The 324-nt window shown below is 57.7% G+C and carries 1 pseudogene; it reads right to left on the bottom strand.

The features are described from left to right. Positions 1 to 268: pseudogene (locus SM191_RS19685) on the bottom strand (hypothetical protein); the annotation flags it as partial. Between the last annotated feature and the right edge of the window lie 56 nt (positions 269 to 324).

Raw genomic sequence — 324 nt, 5'->3', positions numbered from 1 at the left:
TAACTCGTTCGGTATCGCAGGCTCTTTGCGTCGGGACATATCGGGTCTCCTTCTTCCCCTTTATGCCCGCCCGCACACGAAATTCCTGACACTCCCCCTTCGGGCCGGTCGGCAAATCCTTGACTGCCGTCCGCTTTTTCCACTTCGCGACGGTCTTCTGGTTGATGCCATAGCGCTTGGCCAGCACCCTCAGGCTCTCTTTACTATGCTGTATCGCTCGACGGACTGCCTCTGTCGTCCGGGCGCTCCCGTGTAGAACCTGTCCCATAGCGCATCCTTCCAGGCTTGCCCCGATAATGCACCATCAAATGCCGGGATCAAACA

The organism is Sphingomonas sp. 2378, assembly GCF_038084995.1.
GTDB lineage: Bacteria > Pseudomonadota > Alphaproteobacteria > Sphingomonadales > Sphingomonadaceae > Sphingomonas.
Note: the sequence above shows the minus strand (reverse complement) of the source record. Positions and strands in the feature narration are given on the sequence as shown.